Origin of the sequence: Corynebacterium sp. KPL2825, from assembly GCF_037908445.1 — a bacterium.
Classification (GTDB): domain Bacteria; phylum Actinomycetota; class Actinomycetes; order Mycobacteriales; family Mycobacteriaceae; genus Corynebacterium; species Corynebacterium kefirresidentii.
Genome location: NZ_JBBMGI010000016.1, coordinates 17,570 through 34,800, shown reverse-complemented (window position 1 = coordinate 34,800; position 17,231 = coordinate 17,570). Strand labels below are relative to the sequence as shown.

15 protein-coding genes and 1 other RNA gene are annotated in these 17,231 nt (G+C 60.0%); 11 read left to right on the top strand and 5 right to left on the bottom strand.

Translation table 11 applies throughout. The features are described from left to right. Positions 1–153: 153 nt before the first annotated feature. Positions 154–1,158: an SURF1 family cytochrome oxidase biogenesis protein gene (locus WMQ00_RS11240; protein WP_284799222.1), complete on the bottom strand. Its 1,005-nt coding sequence runs from the start codon at positions 1,156–1,158 to the stop codon at positions 154–156. Between the two features lie 10 nt (positions 1,159–1,168). Next, positions 1,169–1,660 (bottom strand): low molecular weight protein-tyrosine-phosphatase, encoded by a 492-nt coding sequence (locus tag WMQ00_RS11235; RefSeq protein WP_316360482.1) that lies wholly within the window; start codon positions 1,658–1,660, stop codon positions 1,169–1,171. 95 nt (positions 1,661–1,755) lie between these two features. Here WMQ00_RS11235 and WMQ00_RS11230 point away from each other — a divergent pair, with 95 nt between their 5' ends. The 5 genes from WMQ00_RS11230 to WMQ00_RS11210 all read left to right on the top strand — a co-directional run bounded on the left by WMQ00_RS11230 (position 1,756) and on the right by WMQ00_RS11210 (position 6,630). Beyond that, positions 1,756–2,895, top strand: a complete 1,140-nt coding sequence (locus tag WMQ00_RS11230; protein ID WP_200288831.1) for a Nif3-like dinuclear metal center hexameric protein — start codon at positions 1,756–1,758, stop codon at positions 2,893–2,895. Next, on the top strand, positions 2,896–3,612 hold the full coding sequence (locus WMQ00_RS11225) for a zinc ribbon domain-containing protein (protein ID WP_086587344.1): 717 nt from the start codon (positions 2,896–2,898) through the stop codon (positions 3,610–3,612). Continuing rightward, positions 3,612–4,745 carry a bifunctional RNase H/acid phosphatase gene (locus tag WMQ00_RS11220; RefSeq protein WP_316360632.1) on the top strand — a complete coding sequence of 378 codons (1,134 nt, stop codon included), beginning with the start codon at positions 3,612–3,614 and terminating at the stop codon, positions 4,743–4,745. The genes WMQ00_RS11225 and WMQ00_RS11220 overlap by 1 nt, the downstream gene beginning before the upstream one ends. 15 nt (positions 4,746–4,760) lie before the next feature. Then, positions 4,761–5,210: RNase P RNA component class A (gene rnpB, locus WMQ00_RS11215), an RNA gene on the top strand. A 25-nt stretch (positions 5,211–5,235) separates the two neighbouring features. Next, positions 5,236–6,630, top strand: a complete 1,395-nt coding sequence (locus WMQ00_RS11210) for a ribonuclease catalytic domain-containing protein (protein ID WP_239204450.1) — start codon at positions 5,236–5,238, stop codon at positions 6,628–6,630. A 12-nt stretch (positions 6,631–6,642) separates the two neighbouring features. Here the strand turns inward: WMQ00_RS11210 and WMQ00_RS11205 are convergent, their stop codons facing one another. Further along, positions 6,643–7,917 carry a galactokinase family protein gene (locus WMQ00_RS11205; RefSeq protein WP_023021137.1) on the bottom strand — a complete coding sequence of 425 codons (1,275 nt, stop codon included), beginning with the start codon at positions 7,915–7,917 and terminating at the stop codon, positions 6,643–6,645. A gap of 259 nt (positions 7,918–8,176) precedes the next feature. On the opposite strand from WMQ00_RS11205, the gene WMQ00_RS11200 reads away from it, so the two are divergent. After that, the gene (locus WMQ00_RS11200) at positions 8,177–8,365 is read left to right on the top strand and encodes a hypothetical protein (protein WP_023021138.1); all 189 of its coding nucleotides are present in this window, start codon (positions 8,177–8,179) and stop codon (positions 8,363–8,365) included. Between the two features lie 58 nt (positions 8,366–8,423). On the opposite strand, the gene WMQ00_RS11195 is transcribed toward WMQ00_RS11200, so the two are convergent. Together WMQ00_RS11195 and WMQ00_RS11190 are read right to left on the bottom strand one after the other, a co-directional pair. Then, positions 8,424–10,154 carry a CYTH and CHAD domain-containing protein gene (locus tag WMQ00_RS11195; RefSeq protein ID WP_086587349.1) on the bottom strand — a complete coding sequence of 577 codons (1,731 nt, stop codon included), beginning with the start codon at positions 10,152–10,154 and terminating at the stop codon, positions 8,424–8,426. 135 nt (positions 10,155–10,289) lie between these two features. After that, entirely contained in the window at positions 10,290–11,348 is a 1,059-nt protein-coding gene (locus tag WMQ00_RS11190) for a DUF2786 domain-containing protein (RefSeq protein WP_316360782.1), read from the bottom strand. Positions 11,349–11,540: 192 nt separating this feature from the next. Between WMQ00_RS11190 and WMQ00_RS11185 the strand changes: the two genes are divergently transcribed. From WMQ00_RS11185 to WMQ00_RS11165, 5 genes are all read left to right on the top strand, one after another. Continuing rightward, a complete protein-coding gene (locus WMQ00_RS11185) occupies positions 11,541–12,878 on the top strand; it encodes a glutamine synthetase family protein (protein WP_023021141.1) in 1,338 nt (445 codons plus the stop codon). Between the two features lie 7 nt (positions 12,879–12,885). Next, positions 12,886–15,957 (top strand): bifunctional [glutamine synthetase] adenylyltransferase/[glutamine synthetase]-adenylyl-L-tyrosine phosphorylase, encoded by a 3,072-nt coding sequence (locus WMQ00_RS11180; RefSeq protein ID WP_316360604.1) that lies wholly within the window; start codon positions 12,886–12,888, stop codon positions 15,955–15,957. Between the two features lie 97 nt (positions 15,958–16,054). Further along, on the top strand, positions 16,055–16,399 hold the full coding sequence (locus WMQ00_RS11175; RefSeq protein WP_023021143.1) for a hypothetical protein: 345 nt from the start codon (positions 16,055–16,057) through the stop codon (positions 16,397–16,399). Then, positions 16,356–16,859, top strand: a complete 504-nt coding sequence (locus tag WMQ00_RS11170) for a hypothetical protein (protein WP_023027875.1) — start codon at positions 16,356–16,358, stop codon at positions 16,857–16,859. The genes WMQ00_RS11175 and WMQ00_RS11170 overlap by 44 nt, the downstream gene beginning before the upstream one ends. A 145-nt stretch (positions 16,860–17,004) precedes the next feature. Beyond that, positions 17,005–17,223 carry a hypothetical protein gene (locus WMQ00_RS11165; protein ID WP_023021145.1) on the top strand — a complete coding sequence of 73 codons (219 nt, stop codon included), beginning with the start codon at positions 17,005–17,007 and terminating at the stop codon, positions 17,221–17,223. The last annotated feature ends 8 nt before the right edge of the window (positions 17,224–17,231 follow it).

The window sequence follows — 17,231 nt, the reverse complement described above, 5'->3', positions numbered from 1 at the left end:
TAGCCCGGGAGGGACTCAAGGCTTAAGGCGCCTGTGGGCCAACTTTCGGCCACGTTGTGCATGGCAGTTGGGGAAGTAGCCCTATTAGCGTGGCTGCTTCTTAGGCTTCGGCTAAGTACTCAGGCACTTCAGCCACGGCTGCGGGTTGTCGGCTTAGTAGCGCTCGCGGCGGCGCTGGTTTAGTTTGGCGTAGTGATCTGGTTTGGAGTCGCCGTAGCGGGAGCGATTGCGGCGGCTGGCGGCATGCGAGGAGGACGCGGCGGGAACGGCCGTGGAATCGTCGTTCGCGGCTTCGTGCTCGCTGGGTGCGGAGTCAGCGCCGGCCGTTGGTTCTGCGGGCGTGTGGTCCGCGGCGGAGGCGTCACTAGAGCCAGGCTCGGAGGGGGTGGAAGCATCGGCGTCGAGGGCGGCGAGGGCCTCTTCCTCGTCGCGCAGGCGGCGGCGCTCACGGATTTCGGACCACACGAAATAGCCCAAACCCAGCGGGGCCATGATGCCAAAGGCAATCCATTGGTAGCCATAGGAGAGGTGGTTGCCGCGGTCGAGCTGCGGGATGGGCATGGGGTTGAGCACGCCGGGCTGGTCCGCGGAAAGCTGGATGTAGTCCTGGGCTAAGGGGGCGTCGATAAGCGAGGCAATCTGCTCCGTATGGATGGAATAGACCTGCTGGTAGCCCTCCTGCTTAATGGGGGCGGACTGGTGCTGGGCTTCGTCGGCGCGGATCATGCCGGTAATAGTGGTTTCGCCCGAAGGAGCGGCGGGAATATCCGGTACAGCGTTGGCCTCGCCGGCCTTGACCCAGCCGCGGTTAACCAAGATGGTCAGCCCGGAATCGGTACGGAAGGGGACCAAGGACTGGTAAGACGGGCCAGACTCGGCCGGGCGCAGGCGCAGTAGCACCTCATCCTTTGGCAGGTAGCGGCCGTGCAGGGTCGCGCGGGACCACTCATCGTTTTTGATAGCACCGTGGTCATCCACGAGGTCTTCTACCGGCTGGGGGTCAGCCTCATAGGCGTGAGTGATGAGCTCGTTGCGTTCCACAATGTCATCGTCCTTGCCCAGCTGCCACGGGGCGAGGACGGTAAAAGCGAGGTAAGAAAAGGCCACGACGAACAGCAGCAGTAGAACCCAACCCGGCTTAAGGAACGTCTTTAGCATGGGGCCTAGTTTAGTCGTGGTGAGCGCGAATCCAATCCAGCAGGCCAGGCACGGCGGCCTCGATATTGTTGCGGGTGGTCTCGAAATCGGCGGCGGAACCATAGTAAGGGTCTGCCACGTCCGCGTCTTCCGGGGAGTTGGGATCGAAGCTGCGCATCAAGCGGATCTTGTCCGGGTCGATGCCTCGCTCAATAAGGGCGTCGCGGTGGCCTGTGTCCATGGCGATGAAGAGATCAGCATCCATGTGCTCGGCCCCCAGCTTGGCCGCACGGTGGGAACCGCCATCGTGGCCGCCGCGGCGCAGTTCGGCAATGGCGCGCGGGTCGGCTCCTTGGCCCACATGCCAGCCGCCGAGGCCGCAGGAGTCCACGGTGGCGACAAGGTCAAGCATGTCCTTTTCCATCTCATCGCGCACGATGATTTCTGCCATGGGGGAGCGGCAGATATTTCCGGTGCAAACAAAGACGAGGTAGAGGCCGGAGCGGGCAGCGGATTCGGTCATGCGGAAAACCCCTTCGCGCGAATAGTACTGTGGTGCGGAAGATAGGATATAGCAGTAGTAACTATTCCATGAAACGAGCATAAAGGAGTACCTCCATGTCCGCTGTGAGCGTGGGCGATGTCCGCCGCGTACTCGATGAGGCCTACCCGCCGCACTTGGCGGAAAAGTGGGACGCCGTGGGGCTTATCTGCGGTGATCCGACCGCGGAGGTCAAGCGCGTGGCTTTTGCCTTGGACTGCACCCAGGCGGTAGCGGAGCGGGCGGTAGAACTCGGCGCGGATATGCTCGTGGTCCACCATCCATTGCTCTTGCGCGGGGTGGAGTCCGTGGCGGCCGATACGCCCAAGGGCAAGGTCATACACACGCTGCTGAGCAGTGGCGTTGCCCTCTTTGCGGCCCACACCAACGCGGATAAGGCGCGGCCGGGCGTCAACGACAAGCTCGCGGAGCTGGTAGGAATCAACCCCGGCCGGCCCATCGTGCCGGAGCCCCAGGGCGTGGATAAGTGGGGCGTGCACGTGCCGGTTGCCGCGGCCGAGGAGGTAAAGCAGGCGCTTTTCGACGCCGGCGCGGGCCACATCGGTGCCTACTCCCACTGCTCCTTCGATATTGCGGGCACGGGCCAATTCCAGCCGGAAGAAGGAGCAGACCCGGCGGAGGGTGAAATTGGCGCCCTGCACCGCGGCGAGGAAATCCGCGTCGAGTTTGTCGCGCCGGCCGCGCTTCGCTCCGCCTTGCTGCAGGCTTTGCACGCCGCGCACCCTTATGAAGTACCGGCCTATGACATTACGGAAACCGCTGGCCACCAAGACCTGGATAAGGCGCTCGGCCCCGGACGCGTGGGAGAACTGCCACAGGAGATGACCCTGCGCGAGTTTACCCAGCAGGTGGCCAATGCCCTCCCCGAGACCGCCTGGGGTATCCGCGCCGCCGGGGATCCGGAACAAAAGGTGCGTACCGTAGCGGTTTCTTCCGGCTCGGGAGATTCCTTCCTCTCCGCGGCCGCGAAGCTAGGCGTAGACGTGTATGTCACGTCGGATCTGCGCCACCACCCGGTGGATGAGCACTTGCGCGCCGGCGGGCCGGCCGTCATCGATACCGCCCACTGGGCCAGCGAATTTCCGTGGACGGCCCAGGCGCGCGATATCGTAGAGGATGCTTTAGAACTGGATACGGAAATTATCAGCCTGCGCACCGACCCGTGGACTATCTCTGCGCACCCAAAGGAGTCATAAGTGAAACTATCGCAAGAACTACAGCCGGTACTGCTGGAGCTGGCCAACCTGGAACGCTCGCAGGGCCATGGCGCGAAGAAGGAAATCCCGGAACAAGCCGAGTATGACAAGGCTAAAGAAGAACACAAGCGCCTACTGGATGCATCCGGCTCCGCGCAGATGGCCGTCGATGACATGGAGACCGAAATCCTGCGCATCCAGGCCGATGAGCGCAAGCTGCGCCAGCGCGAGCGCGATGATAAGCGCCAGCTAGGCGCTGCCGTGGATCCAGAAACGCGCAAGGACCTCGAGCACGATCTCTACGCCGCCAAGTCCCGCATTGCAGACCTCATGAGCGAGCTGCAAGAGGCCCATAATGAGGTGCACGCGCTGCGTTCTAACCTGGACGTACACGGTGCGCGCGTTTCTGATTCCGAGCGCAAGCTGGAAAAGCTGCGTCGCGCGGCCGAGGCGGCACAGGAGGCGGCCGCCAACCAGGAAGATCCGGCCGTGCGCATCGGCGAGCTGCGCCAACAGCTGCCTGCCGGGGTACTGAGCGAGTACGATACCCAGCGCGAGGAAAACGGCGTGGGCGCCGCCCAGTTCAAGGCCAACCGCGCTTGTGGCGGCTGCTTCATTGTCCTGCCGCCGGCGGAGCAAAACGCCGTGCGCAATGCCCCGGCCGATGAGTTGCCGCAGTGCGGCGATTGCGGCTCCTACCTGGTGCGTTTGGTCTAATGAAGGTCATTATCTACGCCGATGGCGGCTCCCGCGGTAACCCCGGAGTGGCCGGTTCCGGCACCGTTATTTATGACGGCAGCGGGCAGCGCATCCTGCGCGAAATCGTCTACGTAGTAGGTACCAAGTCCACCAATAACGTCGCTGAGTACAACGGCTTATTGCGCGGCCTGGAAGCCGCCACCGAGATGGGCGCTACCGAAGTGGAGTTCTACATGGACTCCAAGCTGGTGGTGGAGCAAATCAACGGCCGCTGGAAGATCAAGCACCCGGACATGCAGAAGCTGGCCCTGCACGCCCGTGGCTACATCAACGGCTTTTCTTCCTTCAGCTTGAACTGGGTGCCGCGCGCCAAGAATAAGGTGGCAGACGCCCTATCCAATGACGCCATGGACGCCGGGGCCGCCGGACATCCTGAAGGCATCGTTGTCGGGGAGGAAGATACTGCCGAACCGGCACAGGCTACGGAACGCGACACCACCGCGCCGCATCCCACCGATTGGCTTGGGGACCGCGGACCTACCACCCGCTTTATCCTGCTGCGCCACGGGCAGACGGACATGTCGGCCGCTAAGCAGTACTCCGGGCGCGCCAACCCGGGGCTTACGCAGCTCGGGCAAAAGCAGGCGCTGGCCGCAGCCCAAGCGCTTGCCGACGCCCACTTTGATGCCATCGTCTGCTCGCCCCTGCGCCGCTGCCAAGAGACAGCGGCGGCCGTGGCCAATGGCCGCGATATCGAGGTAGAGACCGTGGAAGGACTCATCGAGGTGGACTTCGGCGCATGGGAAGGCAAGACTGCCGCCGAGGCCCACCAGCGCGATCCGGAACTGCACGAGGAATGGCTGCATGACGCGAGCGTCGCCTGTCCGGGCGGGGAATCGCTGCAGGCGCTAAACCGCCGCGTGCGCACTACCCGCAAGGAGCTACAAGAGCGCTTTGCGGGCAAAACCGTGCTGGTAGTAAGCCACGTCAATCCGATTAAGTCCTTTATCCGCCAGGCGCTTGATGCCGGGCCGGCTACCTTTGGTCATCTCTTTTTAGACCTGGCTGCCATTTCCCAGGTGGAATTCTGGGAAGGCGGCTCTATGGTGCACGGATTTAACGATGTGGGCCACCTGGCAGGCCTGCGCTAGAATAAGGAACGCGAATGAGCCGGCCGGGTGATCGCGTCGCTTCATACGGGCAGCGAGCTGCTGCCGCGTGGGCGCCGAGGAAAGTCCGGACTCCATAGAGCACGGTGGTTGCTAACGGCAACCCGGGGAAACCCGCGGGCAAGTGCAACAGAAAGTAGACCGCCTTGTGCCTCCGCTTGAGCTTCGGCCCAAGTTGGAGCAACAAGGTAAGGGTGAAACGGTGCGTTAAGAGCGCACCAGCACCGTCAGTGATGGCGGTGGCTGGGTAAACCCCACCGGGAGCAAGGCATCACGGCCCCGCCACGTTGCGGGGCCCGATCAGGCGTTTTAAGGCTGCTCGCTCGAGCCTGAAGGTAGCTGCTGGAACCAACTGGCAACGGTTGGTCTAGATGGATGTTCACCGCACGGTGCTCCCTTGGGAGTGCCGCGATTAGACAGAATCCGGCTTATAGGCCGACTCATTCGCCCCAAGACGTTTATGGTGGTGGACATGAAGCTCTACGCCGCCCCGCTCGATTTCCGCGCCATTGCCGCAGAATTTTCGGTAGCCACCGATTTTCCGGCTGCGGTCACCCACCAGGCCGCCCACGCGCAAGACCGGTATGCCGACTCGCGCCGCGACGCCCGCGATATTCCCTTCGTAACCCTCGATCCCGCCGGCTCCATGGACTTGGATCAAGCGGTTTACCTGGAAAAGCGCGATGGTGGCTACCGCGTCTTTTATGCCATTGCGGATGTCGCCGCCTTTATTGAGCCCGGCAGCGAGCTGGAGCGCGAGTCCTTCCGCCGCGGCCAGACTATTTATCTTCCCGATGCGCCAGCTCGCCTGCACCCGCCCGAGCTTTCCGAAGACCGTGCCTCACTGCTGCCTAAAACCGATAAACCGGCCGTGCTGTGGACCTTTGATCTAGATGACGCCGGTGAGGTGGAGTCTTTCCACGTCGAGCGCGCGCTCATCTACTCCCAGGCCCGCCTGGACTATGAGGGCGCGCACGCGGACTTGGCGGCCGGTAACCTGCACCCGTCTATTGCATTGCTGCCGGAGGTGGGACGATTGCGCCAGGAGTCCTCCCTGCGCCGCGAGGCCATTTCCTTGCGCCTGCCCTCCCAGCGCGTAGTGGAAAATTCTGATGGCACCTTTGAGCTCATTATCGAGCCTCGCTATGAGGTCATGGACTATAACTCGGAGATCTCTCTGCTTGCCGGCATGTGCGCGGGACGCCTCATGCAGGAAGCGGGCGTGGGTTTTCTGCGTACTTTGCCCGCCGCCGAACCGGAGCACGAGCGCCAATTTCGCGCCGAGGCCCAAGCCCTGGGCTTTGCGCTTGGCGATGCCCCCATTCCCCAGTTTCTCCTCACCGTCGACGCCGATTCCCCACGCGGCATGGCAGTCATGCGCGAGGCCCAAAGCCTCCTGCGAGGCGCCGATTATGCGTGGCTAGGAGAGCAGGAAGCGCAGGTGCATGCCGGGATAGGCGGCTACTATGCACACGTGACCGCGCCGCTGCGGCGCCTGTCCGATAGGTTCGCCACCGAGGTTTGTCTAGCCCTCTGCGGCGACTACGAGGTTCCCGGCTGGGTGGGGGAGCGCGCCACGGAGGTCATTGGCGCAATGCGTTCTACCTCGCAGCTTGCCTCCCAAGTGGATAAGGCCTGCCTCAACCTCACCGAGGCCACCGTGCTGCGCCCCTGGCTCGGCACCAATTTCCCGGCCACCGTCGTAAGCGGCGATGCAAAGCGGGACAAAGCTCGGATTTTTGTGCCGGAGCCACCAGTCTTCGCCCAATCTGTAGGCGCGCCAGAAACCGGCAGCGAAACCACAGTCTCGCTGGTGACAGCGGATACCGATTCGCGCGAGGTACTCTTTGCGTGGCCTGCTGACTAGCTGGTGAGGCTACTAGCTCTCGCCGCGTGCGGCCTCGCCCGGCTGTAATTCGACTACGAGCAGGCCATCGTCTGCCAGGTCGGCCGCAAAATTATGCGCGCTCTTCGCCGGCACGTAGGCAATGACTGCGTTCGATGTGCCCGCGTGTGCCGAACGCCCCGCTACGGCACCGCGGACCGTGACTAGCTCGGCGAGTTTTTCTGCCGAGTCCAAGCCGTAGATATTGGCTAGGGAGGACTGTGATTGCAAAAGGATGGGGAAGAGCTCCGCGCCGCGATGCGAGCGCAGGAAACGGGTGAACTTTTCTACCCGCTGGGTTTCTTCCTCATAAAAGGCCATCCATTCCGTAGCGGCGCTGATGCTCGGGTGTCCCTCCTCGCCGTAGACCTTGTGGACGGCCTTGAGCCAATCGAGGACGCGCTGTTGGGCGTCTGGAAGCAAGCGCAGCGAATCGGTGCCAAAGGAATGGCAGGCATCATCAATAAAGCGCTCCCGCTGGCGGATATCGGCGATGGCCTTTTCTTCCTGCGCGGAAAAATCTTCCGGCACCGCCACCGCGAAGGCAGCTATCTCGCGACCAACAAGGTGCGGTGCGTGGGTGACAGAACCGTCGGCGTAATCCATGATGCATACGCCCTCACCCGTGCTGCGCAGAGCCGCGCTATGGCGGGCACGCAAAGGCGGCCGCGCACCAAAGGTAGTAACGGCCTGGGTGCATACATCTGCCACCCGGGCCCTTAGCGGCGCATCCAGGTCCGCATCAGCCCCCATGAGTGCCAGCGCTACCGCGACGTCCGCGGCGGCATCCGCACCCAAACCAGCACCTTCCGGAATGTCGGAGGCGATGGTGATATCCGCACCGGCTGTCTCACGAGAGAGCAACTGGCGGTTAATCATCGTGTGGACAATGCCACCCACGCGGGCAGCCAGCCCTCCCTCCGGAGCCGGCGGAATGATTGGCTGGCCCTCTGCATCCGTGGTGGGTTGTTGCGCTGTTGCCAGCTCTGCGAGCGCTTGCAGGCTTATCGAATCATGGGCAGGCTCACCTTCTGCCGGGTGAAAATGTACCGCTACCACGCCATCGGTGCGTGAGCTTACTGCCGCAGCGGCACGTAGCTTGTCCACGCACATGGCAACAATGCCGCCGAAGTGGTCAATGTGTTCACCAATAAGGGACCACGTTGCCGGCGCGCTAGCGGTATGAGTTGGAGCGCTGCCCGTGAGATCAGTATGTGCTTGGGCGGCGCGCTCGGCTACAGGCTCTGCAGGCGTTGACCACAGTGGCATGGGTGCTAAAGCTCCTTTTCCAGGTTCTGGGACCAGTAGTCTTCGTTGCTACTCGCACGCGGCGGTGCGCTTAAAGCAACGAATGCCCGCCATCTTTTGGTGCGGCGGCGGGGAATACGACATGGAATCGTATAAAAGAAATGTGCTGCCCCACATTCTAGCGGGCATCGCTTAGACGGCGTGGGTAGTGTGGACACAAACCATACCAGCGGCAGCGATCAGCCGGTGCCGCTGGCGCTACGACTGAGAGGATAGTTTTATGAGCGATGCAGACCAGAAGTGGTTCTTCGATCCAACCACCAAGGAAGTCAGCCAAGGCAAGACCTCTGGCTGGGAAAACCGAATGGGCCCGTATGACACCCGTGAAGAAGCAGAAAACGCTATCGAGATTGCCCACGCCCGCAACGATGCGGCAGATGCCGCAGACAAAGAAGATGACTGGAAGTAAATAACCTCCAGCCATCTTTTCTACGCCGTGTTTCCCGGTAACTGCCCGGGAAGCGCGGCTACTTTAGCTTCTTACGCAGCGGCTTAAACGCCGCCTTGATGTCTTTGAAAGACTCGGCGTAATCATCCAGCGCCTTCAGCCCGATGGTGCGCTCGCGCTGATAGAGCAGACCGTAGCCAAAGGTATTTTCCCCACGGCGGCGAGCGGAATCTGCCAGTTCGAGCAGCTTATCGCGCGAGGTCACGGAATCTTGGAAATCACCGAGCACCGACTGCATCTGCTTGCAGGCCTTATAGAGACGCTTGGTCTTAAGGTTGGTGGCAGAACCAGCTGCTTCTGCTGCATAACGCAGCTTCTTTGCAGCCTTACGCATATCGTGGAAATAGTCCTCGCGCTCGTGTAGGGACAGCTCCGGGTTATCCCAATTCTCTACGGCCTTCTTATGGCGCTTGACCAGCTTGTTATAGGCCTTTTCAAGGTGCTGCGCCATCACAGTGTCCATGTCCGCGGACTTGTCCTTGGACTTCTTCTCTGGCTTCTTTTTGGCCTTCTCTGCAGCAGCCGCGTTATCCTCGCGGGACTCGGAAGAAGCAGCGCCTTCCTCCGTAGAGGACTGTTCTTCCGTCTGCTCCGCATCATCATTTACCGGAGCGGATTCTTGTTGCTTATCGGCCGTTGGCGGATCCGCGAGCAAGCGGTCGAGCGACTCCAGCAGCTCGAGGTAACGCTCGGAATCAAGGGCGGCGATAACGCGACGGTGCGCACGGCGGTAGGCGGTGCCCATATCCTGCGCAATGTGCTCGCGGGTGGAATCATCCAAGGTGTCAGAATCTTCGGACTCCAACAGCTTCTGCCAGCGCTCTTCAACAACCTCCGCATCGCGAGCAACCCCCAAAATGCCAGCGAGCTCCTTCAGATCGGCTTCAATTTTTTCGATTTCTGGTCCGACCACGATGCCATGGAAGGTCTGAAGGTGGCTGCGCAGCTCGCGGGTAGCTACACGCATCTGATGCACCGAGTCCCACTCATCGCGGCGAACACGTGGATCATAATCAACCAGCTTGTCGCGGTTAGCTTGCAGTGCGGTGATCACGGCGGCGGCAGGGGAATCCGGGTCCACGTCCGGCGATACCAGGGCCGGGGGAAGCGGGGCGTTGGCATACGAATCACCCAAGGCCGATTTCAGCTTGGATGGGGAAGAAGATACGCGTGCACCGGCACCGATGAGAAGAGAGGTAGCACGGCGAATGAACTGCGTTCCTTCCTCGGTACCAGGTAGCTCACCTGCGAGCTCTACTTCCCATTCGCGCCACGACTGTTGCTCGCCGCCGGGAAGGAAGGAAAAGGCGGTGACATGGTCATCGCAAAACTCTGCCACTGGCTTATTATCGGCATCTGCCAAGACCATCTCGGTGCGCTTGTTGTCTACCTGAGCAATTGGGGTGAGCTCGTTGTGGCGGACAATGGAGCGAACCTGATGGAGCAGCTCGCTAGGAACTTCATAGCGGCCATCGACAGGCTCTCCCAATTCTGCGTGGATTTCGGTACGGCCAGCCTCGCTAGGGATCTTGATATGCCAGCCATCATCATTTCCTCCGGTGCGGCGGCGGAGGGTGACCTTAGCGTGGGTGAGGCGGAGGTCTTCAGTGTCGTAGTAGATGGCCGAAAGTGCGTGGTGGCGCGTGTCTGCGACGTGGTCAACTCCCTCAAGGCGGGTCAGTTCAGGGAGCTGAGTGGACTCGGCTACGGAGAATTTCGCTTCAACTTCGAGAAAAGACTGTGTAGACATTCACGTACCTTCTACTTTCTAGACCTAATCAATCTCATCGGTGATCTTACCTGTAATGACCTCGTTGCGGTGCCATACTCTGCCCCCGTTCGCTAGCAGGGAACGGGGGCCAAGAACCGTATCAAACAGGGGAAATTACCGTGTAGTTTCTGGAACTGAACCGAGCCCTGAGGCGTCACCTCCCAAGTGAGATTTATCGGCAGCGGCAATGCCATCGTTGATGCCGTGCAGACTGTTCATTGATAGCGACATCTCTGTGAGATTGGGGAAGAGGCGGTTGCGGGTATCGATGGCGTGATCGGTGCGTGCTTGCAAAGCGGGAAGGGTTTGGGTGGCTACAGCCTCTGCATGGTGAGAGCAATACTGAGACTCACGCAGGTTTTCAGCAATTCCGTCCTCATTAGCTTGGGTGAGCAATTCACCGATGCGGGCGGCATAAGACAGGCGGAAGCTGCGGCGATATGCGGCAGTGGAATTGGTAGCGCGGGCGATTTCCGCGCCATCGTCGTTACGCATAAACCAGTCGCATTGGCGGTTGAGGGAGGCAAAGAGGTCGGCGCAATGGGCGGCGTCGGCAGGAGCACCAATCACACAGGCTAGGCCTTTGTCATGGATGAGGAGCGTGGTGCATCCATTGGCGTCAGAAATGGTGCTGAGCAGGGAAGCCTGGTGCTTGATATAGGGCGGGTAAATGTGCACGCGGTGGGAAATGAGATTGGGGAGCTCGGAAGTAAGTAGATCCTCGATGCGATACTTCTGTTGCAAGGACTGCGCCTTAGAAATCAGAACCTCGGCCTCGTCTTCAAAACTAGTGGACTCAGCCTTGCGTAAGAGGCCTAGGACCTTTGCGCGAATTTTGCGTTGTTTATCGCTAAGCCCGTCTTCTCGCAAGGATTCGCCAGAGGCCAAAAGTTCAGTATCGCGCAGCCTAGGCAGGTGAATTAGCTCTTTCATAACGGCGCGCAGCTTATCGCGCGGAATGAAATTTTCGTCCGGCGGTGCCATTTGTAGCCAGGCCTTGCGTAAGGCAGGGGAGGTAATCCGTGCCGGCACATGGGGGCTAGCACGGTAGATAATGGGGTAAGCATGCGGGCCTAAGACGTGCTCTAAATCCGCCGGTGCCCAACCATGTTGCGCGGCGGTGATGAGGCGTTCGATTACGTGAGCAGAAAGGTCATCGCAGTGGGTGGTCATAAAACTTCGTCCTTTAAGAGGTGTACGTGTGTTCGCTTGCTTCCTCAGCAAAGCATGCACATCAGTAGGCCCGTGAAGGAAAAGCCCCCGCTTGATACCCCCTAGATACTCTTGCGACCTGCGCATTTCGCCCTGGAAAAACTGTCGCATGAACTGCACATCCCTCGGAGGTGAGCCGGTAAGGTCTAAGGCATGAATAGCCAACACGAATTTGTCCTACGAACCGTTGAGGAACGCGATATCCGCTTTATCCGCCTGTGGTTTACGGATATTTTGGGCGCCCTTAAATCCGTGGTCATGAGCCCATCCGAGCTGGAATCGGCCTTTGAAGAAGGTGTTGGCTTCGATGGTTCTTCTGTGGAAGGGTTCTCCCGTATCTCTGAGTCTGACACCATTGCGCTGCCAGATCCCTCCACCTTCCAGATTCTGCCCTTTGATATGGATGAGCCGGACCTGCAATCGGCCCGCATGTTCTGCGATATCGCGCAGCCGGACGGCCAGCCCTCCATGGTGGATCCGCGCCATATCCTGCGCCGCCAGGTTACCGAGGCCGCCAATGATGGATTTACCTGCATGGCCTCACCAGAAATCGAGTTCTACCTTTTTGAGCGTGGCCGCGAACTCACGGACTTGGTACCGACCGATAATGGTGGTTATTTCGACCAGGCTACTCATGATACCGCCCCGCTTTTCCGTAGGAAGGCGATGCTGGCGCTGGAATCACTGGGAATTGCCACGGAGTTTAGCCATCACGAAACCGCACCGGGGCAGCAAGAAATTGATCTGCGCCATGCGGACGTGCTGACCATGGCTGATAACATCATGACCTTCCGGCACGTAATCAAACAGGTGGCAACCAACTCCAACGTGCGCGCCACCTTCATGCCTAAGCCTTTCGAGCATCTGCCAGGCTCCGGCATGCACACCCACTTGAGCCTTTTTGAAGGCCAATCCAATGCCTTCCACGATCCGGACGATGAATTTTCCTTATCGCAGACTGGCCGACAGTTCATCGCCGGAATCCTGGAACACTCCACGGAGATGTCCGCCATTGTTAATCAGTGGACAAATTCCTATAAGCGCCTGATGTTTGGCAACGAGGCACCGGGTTCAGCAACCTGGGGTGTGTCTAATCGCTCTGCGTTGGTCCGCGTGCCCACCTACCGGCTTACTAAGGAAGATTCCCGCCGGGTAGAAATTCGTTCCATTGATGCCTCCATGAACCCGTACTTGGGTTATGCGGTGCTCTTGGCAGCCGGTCTGCGAGGAATCCGGGAAGGCTACGAACTCGATGATCCAGCTGAGGACGATGTCCACCAGCTCACCCGCCGCGAACGCCGGGCAATGGGATATAAGGATCTGCCCACCAGCCTGGACCAGGCTTTGCGCGAGTTTGAAAAATCCGAGTTCATGGCGGAGGTGTTGGGCGAGCACGTCTTTGAGTTCTTCCTGCGCTCCAAGTGGGATGAGTGGCATCACTATCAGAGCCAGATCACCACCTTTGAGCTGCGCAATAACCTGAACTTCTAGGAGAATAATGCGTCCTGCTGCTGTACCTTCACCGGCTACGCTTGGCCTTACCCGCCCGCATGCTGCTTCGGATATTGAGCAGCTGGGCTGGAATAACCCTGAATCGGTCAATCTTTTGTGGACCCTTGCGGCCGTGGGGGATCCAGACCTGGCCCTCAACAATCTCATCCGCATCTATGAACAAGTCCCAGAGCTCGATGAGGCTGTGCGCGCCAATGAAACGGTGCGTGTGCGCCTTTTTGCCCTGCTGGGTGCTTCGACCGCCTTTGGTGATCACCTCGCGGCAAACCCTGAGTTGTGGCGAGAGCTAGAAAAGCCCCTCCCACAGCCCGAAGAGATGCTGCAGAGCCTGCTCGGCGCCGTCGACGCCCAGCCCGCGGAATTTGCTCAGGATATTGATCGGCCCGATCCGGCGCGTGAGGATCTTAGCGCGCCGGGCACCTACCGCGCCGGCGAGGGAGAGCATAAGCAGGCGCTGCGCACGACCTACCGCACGTTAATGATGCGCATTGCCGCTTGCGATGTGGCCGGTACCTTCCATGCACGCAAGGGCCAGACCACACCCCAGCCGGAGGTAGGATTCCGCCAGATTACGGCTCTGACCACCGCGCTTGCCGACGCTGCCTTAACCGCCTCCCTCGCCTGCGCTGTGCGCACCATCTACGGGGACGAGCCTGTAGACGCACAACTAGCAGTCATGGCGATGGGAAAGTGCGGTGCGGGGGAGCTGAACTATATCTCTGATGTGGACGTCATTTTCGTCGGCAGTGAGGCAACCCCACGGGCAATACGCCTGGCGGCGGAGTTCAATCGCATTGGCTCCACCACCTTCTTCGAAGTAGATGCGAATTTACGCCCAGAAGGAAAATCGGGTGCTTTGGTGCGCACTTTGGAATCACACGTTGCCTACTACAAGCGGTGGGCGGAGACTTGGGAATTCCAGGCGCTCCTGAAAGCGCGCGCGATGACCGGTTACCTACCACTGGGCCAGGACTATCTGGATCAGATTCGCCCGATGGTGTGGACGGCCTCCCAGCGCGACTCCTTTGTGGAAGACGTCCAGGCCATGCGCCGCCGCGTGCTGGCTAATGTTCCTGCAGAACTAAAACATCGCGAGCTGAAGCTGGGCGTGGGTGGCCTGCGTGATATTGAATTTGCAGTCCAGCTCTTGCAATTGGTGCACGGGCGTTCCGATGAAACGCTTCGCGCACTATCCACGGTGGATGCACTGGAGGCGTTGGTTTCGGCAGGGTACGTCGGCCGTGAGGACGGCACCCAGCTCATCGAAGCCTATGAATTTTTACGTTTGCTTGAGCACCGATTGCAATTGGAGCGCTTCCGGCGAACGCACACGCTGCCGGAAAGTGATGATGAAGACGGGATGAAGTGGCTAGCACGCATCGCCGGTTTCTACCCGCAGGGCACTCAATCCGCAGCCGAGCGCATGCTTTCGCACCTGCGCCGGATTCGCCTGCGCATCTCCGAGCTGCATTCGCGCCTGTTTTATCGGCCGCTTCTTAATTCTGTGGTCACCATGTCCGCCGATGAGCTGAAGCTCTCGCCCGAGGCCGCCAAGCTGCAGCTGGCCGCGCTGGGTTATAACCACCCGGACCGCGCATTCGAGCACCTGACTTCTCTGGCGGCAGGAACCTCACGCAAAGCACGCATCCAGGCGATCTTGCTGCCCACCTTGATGGAATGGCTTTCCGATACCGCAGACCCAGACATGGGCCTGCTGAACTATCGCAAACTTTCCGAGGCTGCGAACGATAGGTCGTGGTTCTTGCGCATGCTGCGCGATGAAGGAATTGTGGGCCAGCGGCTCATGCACATCCTGGGCACGTCACCGTTTACCTCGGATCTGATTATTAGCGCGCCGGATTCGCTAAAGCAGCTTTCCGACGGCGCCACTGGCCCCAAGCTACTGGAAACCAAGCCCGAGCAGGTCTCCAAAGCACTGGTTAATTCCAGCAAGCGCCACGCCGACCCAGATAAGGCGGTGGCGGTGGCTCGCTCGCTGCGCCGGGTAGAGCTTGCCCGCATTGCTAGTGCGGATTTGCTGGGCTTTATGCCGGTCAAGCAGGTGTGTTATGAGCTATCTACCATTTGGGATGCCGTGCTGGAAGCTGCCCTTCGCGCCGAGGTGCGGGCATGGCGCCTAGCCAACGAGGATGCGGAGCCACCAGCGCGCATTGCCGTCATTGGCATGGGCCGGCTGGGAGGCATGGAGCTGGGCTTCGGTTCAGATGCGGACGTGCTCGTGGTCGCAGAACCCGCCGAACAGGATGCTGACTCTGCTGCAGAAGGGGAGGCAGTGAAGTGGGCCATCGGGATCGTCGATAAGCTCCGGCGCCGCTTGTCTAAACCCTCGGGAGACCCGCCACTGGATGTCGACTTAGGCCTGCGTCCCGAAGGTCGCTCCGGTGCGGTGGCGCGCACTATCTCCTCCTATGAGCGTTACTACCGCGAATGGGGCGAGTCCTGGGAGCTACAGGCTTTATTGCGCGCGGCCTTCGTTGCTGGGGATAAAGAGGTAGGCGAGCGCTTTATTTCCATGGTGGATAGCTTCCGCTATCCAGAAGGCGGCGCCAGCGCATCTACCATTCGCGATATTCGGCGCATGAAGGCACGTGTGGACAATGAGCGCCTACCGCGCGGCGCGGACCGCAATACTCACACCAAGCTTGGCCGCGGTGCGCTAACCGATATTGAATGGACCGTTCAGCTACTGACGATGATGCATGCCCACGAGTACGCCGAACTCCATGATCCGTCTACGCTGCGCGTGCTTGATGCTTTGGAAGAAACCGCTATCCTTTCCGCCGGGCAGGTATCTGACCTTCGCGAAGCCTGGCTTATGGCTACCGACGCCCGCAATGCGCTAGTGCTTGTGCGCGGCAAGCGCGTGGACCAACTGCCTGGACCTGGCCCGCAGCTGGCCCAAGTAGCCGGTGCCGCCGGATGGGCACCGGAAGATAACCAGGAGTTTTTGGAACACTATTTGAAACTAACCCGGCATGCCCGCAAGGTAGTCGATGAAGTCTTTTGGGGCGAGGAGGAATCCTTCGAGCATTCTTAGAGTTGCCCTTGAAAATCCCCGGTGTGAGCACTGCGGCCTTACTTTTTGCACTGCCGGACTCTAGAGTGGGATGGGAAAGAGGAAGGACTGGCTAGTTATGTCTTTTAAGCTGCAACTTGATGTGGATAACGCCACGGTAGGCGAGCTATCCGCATTGCTTTCCGCTGCGCGTGCCGCGGGCGTGCGCGACGGCGACGCCCTGCACCTTGATGGCACCACAGTGACCATTGAGGTCTCCACACCCCGGGAACAAAAACCCACACCGCCGAGCCCGGAATCAACGCCGCAAAATTCCCGCCAAACCCCTCGCTCATGGGGCCGCGCCGACCGCATAGGGGAGGCCACCATTCGCTCCATCATTGATGCCCTCAATGATCGCGGCGAAAACCAGCGCGGCAATGACTACGGTTCTTTTAGCGATGGCGCTGGTTTCCATGGCTAAAATCAGTGGGGCGCACCGCCGCAAGCTCATCTATCTGTGGGTCTTTGTGGCCGTGGCCGTCATCGTGGCCATCGCAGTAGGGGTATGGGCAACCAACCGCGACAATCCACCCAAAGGGACAAAGACCGTGGGCGAGGCCGTGGCCGGTGGCGTAGTCCAAGAAGACGTTCCTGCGCAGGTCAATGGTGCCATTAAGGACGATAATTCCACCGATGCTAACCGGGTGACCTCCCTAGCTAAGGCATTGGGCATTCCCCTAAAATCCGTCCCGCGAGATATTACCCAGACCGAAAACGGTAAGTCTGATGTGCGCGTGTACCTTGAGCGTGAGCTGAGCAGTGCAGTGGAAGCCGGTGACATCAGCGAATCCGATGAAAAAGCGGTTCTCGTGGCCTTTGAGCGAGGCCTTGTTATGCCGGCTAGCGATGGCATCGTCGCAGAAAGCTACCCGGCAAACTAACCAGTCTTTACCGTGCAAGTTGGGGACGAAAATCCAGGAAACCCGCAGCTGCGAGGCATCGCCTTGGCAGTAACTCTTCCTAAGGTAAAACATCACAAATTGGTAACGGGCATAGTGCTCGGGGCCGAAGCCTTTGGAGGAGACTATGACTTTCAAGTCCACGCTATCGACCGCGGTGGGAGTAATCGCCGCCATCGCCATCCCCATCACCGGTGGGGTAGGAGTGGCCTATGCCGTCAATACCGTGCCGGCCGATACCATCGCCCAATCACTTCCCACTGGTGAACTGGCTGGCCACCTGAAAAACTTTGGTGCGGAAGCTACACGTGAAGACGCGCTGCGCATATTGGATGAGCTGAATTAGTCTAGAGG